The sequence below is a fragment of the Verrucomicrobiota bacterium genome (genome assembly GCA_034440155.1).
Taxonomy (GTDB): Bacteria; Verrucomicrobiota; Verrucomicrobiia; order JAWXBN01; family JAWXBN01; genus JAWXBN01.
On sequence record JAWXBN010000085.1, the window covers coordinates 46,745 to 52,944 of the forward strand.

Below are 6,200 nucleotides of genomic sequence, written 5' to 3' on the forward strand. Positions count from 1 at the left end.
GAAAGATAAATATCATGAAAGTAGAACATATTGTTTGGTTTAAATGGAATGAAGGCGTCTCGGAAGATCGCATTCAACATCATCTCAATGGCCTGAGCGCCCTCGTGAATACAGTCCCCGGGATTATTTCCTTGCGACTCGGTAAAAACTTTACTGATCGTGCCAAAGGCTTTACCCATGGCCTCGTCGTCACCCTCGAGAATAAAGCTGCTTTACCCATTTACGCCGATCACCCCGAGCACATGGCTGTGGCTACAGAGCTCCGTAAGGATGCCGAAGTGATGGCCATGGATTTTGAATTCTAAAAAAACCGGAATATTCCAAAATCAGGAACGCGGGGTCTCCTCCCGCATGATTATTGCCAATGGCCGTGAGAGGGACCCCACGGTCTGATTAAATGATTTGGATCACTTATTTATGAGCACCACACTCTGCGGCGGACATTTTATCAACGGTCAATGGATGACCTCCGAGGGAAAACCCTTCCAGTCCATCAACCCCCAAACTGGGGAAAAACTCCCCACGGTTTTTCATGGGGCTAATCCCGAGCAAATTGCGCAGGCCTGTGAATCCGCGCAAATTGCTTTTTCAAAAACCCGCCAGCTCCCTCCCACGCAAATTGCGCAGCTCCTAGAGCAAATCGCCACCGAGATCGAAGCCGCCGGGGATGAGCTCCTCCAAATGGCATCCCATGAAAGTGGATTACCCGTGCAACCACGCTTGATGGGAGAGCGTGCCCGCACCTGTGGACAGCTTCGCCTTTTTGCTGCCCTCGTCAAAGAGGGTGACTGGGTCGATGCCCGCATCGACCGCCCTGATCCCGCGCGCACCCCACTTCCAAAGCCCGATGTCCGCAGCGCCCTCGAAGCCATCGGCCCTGTCGTCGTATTCGATGCGAGTAATTTCCCCTTGGCTTTCGGAGCATGTGGTGGTGATACCGCATCCGCACTCGCAGCAGGAAATCCTGTTATTATCAAAGGACACACCGCCCATCCGGGTACTAATGAGCTCGTTACCCAGGCCGTACAAAAAGCCCTAGAAAAATGCAATTTGCCCGCAAGCTTTTTCCAACTCCTGCAAGGGAGCGGATCAACCGTCGGCTCAGCCCTCGTGATTGATCCCCGGATAAAAGCTGTCGGATTCACCGGTTCACTCTCCGGAGGCCGCGCACTCTTTGACCTTGCTGCCAAACGTCCAGACCCGATTCCTGTTTATGCCGAAATGGGCAGTCTCAATCCTCTTGTCATCCTCCCTAAGGCTATTGAAAATAAAACCACACAAATTGCGGAAGGTCTTGCCGGGGCACTCACCCTGGGAGCAGGCCAATTCTGCACACGCCCCGGCCTGATTTTCGCAGCAAATTGCGCCGCCACAGATTCGCTCATCACGCAAATTGCCCAAAAGCTAGCCGGCCAGAAATTCTGCATGCTCACCCCTGGGATCCGTGACCATTTTAATTCCATTGTGGAGCAATTTGCTACAATCAATAGTGTCAAAGTCCATGTCGCCCCTGAAAAGTCAGGTGCTGCGGGCACAGGAGCTTTCCTCTTAGAAACCGATGTAAAAACTTTTCTTACCTCCCCTGCCTTGCAGGAAGAGGCCTTTGGCCCGTCAGGACTGATCGTAAGGTTTGATTCTATTCATGATCTCTCCTCCCTCTTTACCTTGGTGAAAGGCACCCTCACAGCGACCATCCACCATGACGCAGCTGACGATACCGTGGAAGTGGCCGCAGCCTTTTCTCAAGCGGCGCAAATTGCAGGGCGCGTAATCAGTAATGGTTATCCGACCGGGGTAGAAGTCTGCCATGCCATGGTCCATGGTGGGCCGTATCCCGCGACTAGTCACTCCGGATTCACCTCTGTCGGTACCGGTGCTATCCGCCGTTTCGCACGCCCGGTGTGTTACCAAAATCTCCCCGACACCCTATTGCCCGAAACCCTCCGTGATTTAAATCCCCGGAAGATTTTCAGGCTCGTCGATGGGCAATACACTCAAAATCACTCCTGAAAAATATGATGAAAAAAATCGGAATCGGATTTGTCGGTTGTGGGGCCAGTCAATCCATGTATGGACCTGCTCTGCGATACCTGGATGAAGGCCAAGCCGTCGCTTGGGTGGATGTCGAGCTGCAAAAAGCCCAAGATGCCTCCACACGGTACGGGGGGAAGGCTTTTACCGATTATGATGAGTTCCTCAAATGTCCCGGACTGGATGCCGTGGTCATTGTTTCCCCCCCTTGGCTACACCTCACCCAAGCAGATGCAGCGGCCAAGGCAGGAAAACATGTCCTTTGTGAAAAACCCATGGGACGAACTGTCGATGAATGCCGGCAGATGATCGAAGCTGTCGAGGGGCGAGGGAAGATCCTGATGATCGGATTCATGAAACGTTTCAGCCCATGGTTCCTGAAAATCAAAACCATGATCGACTCTGGGGAGCTGGGTGAAGTCTTTCATGTCTCTGTCGACTGGAGCTGGCCACAATATGCCCTCAGCGGTTGGCGCGATAAACGTGAAAACCTCGGTGGACTCTTTTTTGATCACGGCAGCCATACAATCGACCTTTGCCGTTGGTGGCTCGGTGAGATAGAAACCGCTTATGCCGATGTGCGCATTTTGCTCGAAGGCCGGGAAGTCGAGGATTTCACCCAGGCCATTTACAAACATCAAAGTGGGGCTATCAGCACCCATTATAATTCACGCATGACCCATCGCCCCCTCCGTGAGGCCTACCTGATCGAAGGCAGCAAGGCTACGGTGACAATCGAGTGCGTGGGTAAATGGAGCTTTATTTCCCCTGAACCCTTTGTGATCAGGAAATATGTCCAGAACCAAGAACAACCCATCGCGATTGACATTCCTTGGAGCTGGGATCTGGATGAATACGTGAAATCCACCTGGATGTATTTGGGTTCCCTACGCCATTTCTGTGAAGCGATGATTTCCGAAAAACAACCAGCCCTCTGCACCGGAAATGATGGATTAAAATCTGTGGAGGCCATTAATGCCGCCTATATCTCCGCCTGGAAAAAGCAAGTGATTACATTGCCTCTAAACGAAACTTACGAGCCTGAAAAAATCTTTGAGTCATTTGCCGTCGAAAGTCCGAAGATCCCTATTTCACGCTAACCTCATCCTCGAAATTTGCATGGTGTAAAAGGGCAGAATAAAGCTCAACAATCGTCTTCTCTTTTTCAAGCTCGGCAATCTTTCTGCTCGTAATCTCTTTTTCAAGGGCGACAAAGTTTTTGAATTTTCCTGCCTTATCCCGGAGCGGAATCAAATCGATAGCCACCCAGTAGGCATCACCATCCTTATGATAATTCAGGATCTCGACCGAACACGAGTTTTTTTCTTGAATCGCTTTCCTCATCCGCTTAACCACTGCACTGTCAGTCAATGGTCCCTGCAAGAGTGCCCCCGGCTTTTTCCCGATGATTTCATCAATGGAATATCCACACATGGAGACAAAAAGGTCGTTAACCCACTCGACCTTTCCTTGAGTATCCGTCACGACAATTCCGTAACCACTATGTTCGAGTAGTCCGACCGAGAGCTCCTCATCATTAAAAATATTCATAGTCTCTTTCCCCCCTTCGATTAACCTTATCTGTAAATTAATCGCCTTTTGAATATTGTCCACAAAGTATCACTTTTATTACCTCGCCAACGTATAGATAACTAATAGAAAATCTGCTATTCTCAGAGAAACAGGATAGATTAAGGCAATTGAAGATAAATTATCCCACCGGCGTAGACGGAGAGGCTTGAGGCTCGGGCACAGTAGCCTGAGTTGGTTCAATAACCTCTTCGATTGGAGCGGCAGTAGGAATAGATATAACATCGGCTTCCGCTTTAACGGGGAGAGCTTCTTTCTTTTCCTGAAGCTGCGGCGGATTTTTCTTTCCGATTTCGAGGCTCCCATCAAAAAACTCAATCACATATCCCTCATGCACCAGCCATAATAAATCAGCCAGTACCGAGTTCTCATGATAAGCCTGAGTAGCACGGGATTGGCGGGCATTACGTTTCTCAGGTAAAAAATAGACTGTCGCCGATTCCTGTAATGCAGGATTACTCCGGAGACCCTCAAAAGGATCAAAATAAACCGTTGCTGATTCTGCCAAAGCCTTATTTTTATCGGGCGGAGTGAATGGAATGTGTTGAACAAGGTTTTTGAGTTTGATGCCGGACTGCTCGCGGACAGTCGCGATAATATGGGAGATATTTGATGAAACCGTCGCCAAATCGATATCAAAGAATTTTGGTTTTGCAGAATTCACCACCGTGACATTTTTCCGGTTTTTGAAAATGTGTAATCCCACATGCACAAGGCCCGGGCGGATTTCATTGACGAATTTAATCGGGAATTTCACTTCAGCTTCCCAAGCCTGAAACGCCGCCTGGCGCAGGCCTGTATCAAGGAGCTTTCGTGCGGTTGTACCACTCACCGTGAATTGGCGGTCTTTTTTGCAAATTTTAGGAAGGATATTTTCCTTAAAATATTTTTCGACCTCATCCAGACTACCGAGCTTCGGCACATCATCCGCTTGGTCTTTTGGCTGGTACTCGATCTTCCAGCTTTCGAGCTCTTTCCATTTATTTAAATTCTCTTCGTCTTTGATAATTTCAATTTTTGTGCGGAATTGGTCGAAAGACATCTTCTTAGAGTATTTGCCAAGAAAAAGCTCTTTTTGCCGTGCCAGATAAGCATGGTGATTTGGTGGTCCGAGTAATTCCCCACCGAGTTTACATTTAGCCACACCGCTAAAATTACCTTTTGGAGCTTCGGTTTGGTTCTTGTGGACAGTGAAATATTCTTCCATACGATTTTTTAGGACAAAAGTCACTAATTCACTCTGTTTGGTAAAAAGGAGGCCTGTAGGCAAATCTTGGAAAAGCTCCAAACCTTCTTCTTTAGATTGGAACTTCACATCTTGTCTTTCAGGCTTATCAAGGAAGAGGCGGGCAATATCAAAAACTGGGAAAGCTTTAAATGAACCTTTAATCTGTTTAGCCACTGTGGATAATCCTCCTTCAATCGGAAGATATCCTATTTCAACATTCGGCAAAATAACGGGTTGGGGTGCTACTACCGGTTCACGTTCTTCACGGCTAAAACGGGGTCCGCGCGAATCCCTTTGGGGGCCACGGTCACGGTCATTGCGGGGGCGATCCCCAGGGCGACCTTCTGAACGGCCCCTTGGAGAAGAATCACGCCCTCCACGGGCAGCAACACCTTGGCGGTTCCCAGGAGTAAAACTATCACGGCGGGGTCGACCACCTTGTCCTTCACGACGAGAAGGCGCGACTATTTCATCCTCATTATATGTGGGGGTGGTACCACCCGATTCGGACTTTGTCCAATCCGGGAGGATTTCTAAATTTAGTAATTCATCAAGTTTGAGCTGGTCAGCCATAAAAACCCTAATTTTTCAGGAAATCCGACATCCATGATTTGCAAATAGTGGAATTCTTTTACCCCCTCGTATACTCTCGAAGGATCAATATCCAATCCACGTTCCCTTTCTACGGAAACGAGATACCAATACTACTTGTATTTTGAATGGAATGACAAGAGCAATCTCTTCTGTCACCATAAATCTACAGGACCACCGGGGACAGGGATGGATTGGCGGTTAGCGACGGATGGTTGATCCCCGACATCCTCATGATAAAGGGCTTGAGGATCTTGAGACCTGTATTGTGCGAGTAAATGACCTGATCCATCAAGGAATTGTTCACGCCATTTCGAGTAATCTATGATCAATTGGTCATATTCAAGCTTTGTCGAAAGGGTCACTACCCTCTTATTAAAAAAATTTGCCGGACCAAAACGTTTGGAATACCACGGCCCTACCTTTCGGAACATACGGCAGCCATGCACCTCTCCAAATACTTCAATCATCCTCTGTAAATGCCTCGACATGACGATGATTCTTTCTGCAAAGAGTGGCTCCGGTAATAATTCACCCGTTTTCAAGAAATGATCAGTATGATTAAATATCCAGGGATTGTAGAATGCACCACGGCCGATGGAAACGGCTGCACATCCGGTCTCATCAATCATTCTTTTCGCTGCCTCGGGAGTCGTAATGTCACCATTGCCAATCACGGGAATCCGTCGGGCCGCCTCGACAGCCAAACGAATACCTTTAAGCTTTACATAACCCGAAAAACCTTGTTCCCGTGTACGAC

The 6,200-nt window shown here is 48.5% G+C and carries 6 protein-coding genes; 3 read left to right on the forward strand and 3 right to left on the reverse strand.

Annotation, left to right across the window (positions count from 1 at the left end):
* Positions 1–14 precede the first annotated feature (14 nt).
* The 3 genes from SGI98_09070 to SGI98_09080 all read left to right on the forward strand — a co-directional run bounded on the left by SGI98_09070 (position 15) and on the right by SGI98_09080 (position 3,131).
* On the forward strand, positions 15–305 hold the full coding sequence (locus SGI98_09070) for a Dabb family protein (GenBank protein MDZ4743552.1): 291 nt from the start codon (positions 15–17) through the stop codon (positions 303–305).
* Between the two features lie 112 nt (positions 306–417).
* The gene (locus tag SGI98_09075; protein MDZ4743553.1) at positions 418–2,010 is read left to right on the forward strand and encodes an aldehyde dehydrogenase (NADP(+)); all 1,593 of its coding nucleotides are present in this window, start codon (positions 418–420) and stop codon (positions 2,008–2,010) included.
* 5 nt (positions 2,011–2,015) lie between these two features.
* Complete coding sequence (locus SGI98_09080; protein MDZ4743554.1) at positions 2,016–3,131, forward strand: Gfo/Idh/MocA family oxidoreductase; 1,116 nt, start codon at positions 2,016–2,018, stop codon at positions 3,129–3,131.
* Here the strand turns inward: SGI98_09080 and SGI98_09085 are convergent.
* The 3 genes from SGI98_09085 to SGI98_09095 all read right to left on the reverse strand — a co-directional run.
* Positions 3,118–3,645, reverse strand: coding sequence for a PAS domain S-box protein (locus SGI98_09085; GenBank protein MDZ4743555.1), 528 nt, complete (start codon positions 3,643–3,645; stop codon positions 3,118–3,120). The genes SGI98_09080 and SGI98_09085 overlap by 14 nt on opposite strands.
* Positions 3,646–3,742: 97 nt before the next feature.
* Positions 3,743–5,422, reverse strand: a complete 1,680-nt coding sequence (locus SGI98_09090) for a hypothetical protein (GenBank protein ID MDZ4743556.1) — start codon at positions 5,420–5,422, stop codon at positions 3,743–3,745.
* 173 nt (positions 5,423–5,595) lie between these two features.
* Positions 5,596–6,200: tRNA-dihydrouridine synthase (locus SGI98_09095; GenBank protein ID MDZ4743557.1), on the reverse strand; the 605-nt coding region annotated here is incomplete at its 5' end.

Coding starts and splice junctions, on each gene's coding strand:
- SGI98_09090 (MDZ4743556.1), bottom strand. CDS start 5,422: ATGGCTGACCAGCTCAAACTTGATGAATTACTAAATTTAGAAATCCTC.
- SGI98_09080 (MDZ4743554.1), top strand. CDS start 2,016: ATGATGAAAAAAATCGGAATCGGATTTGTCGGTTGTGGGGCCAGTCAA.
- SGI98_09075 (MDZ4743553.1), top strand. CDS start 418: ATGAGCACCACACTCTGCGGCGGACATTTTATCAACGGTCAATGGATG.
- SGI98_09070 (MDZ4743552.1), top strand. CDS start 15: ATGAAAGTAGAACATATTGTTTGGTTTAAATGGAATGAAGGCGTCTCG.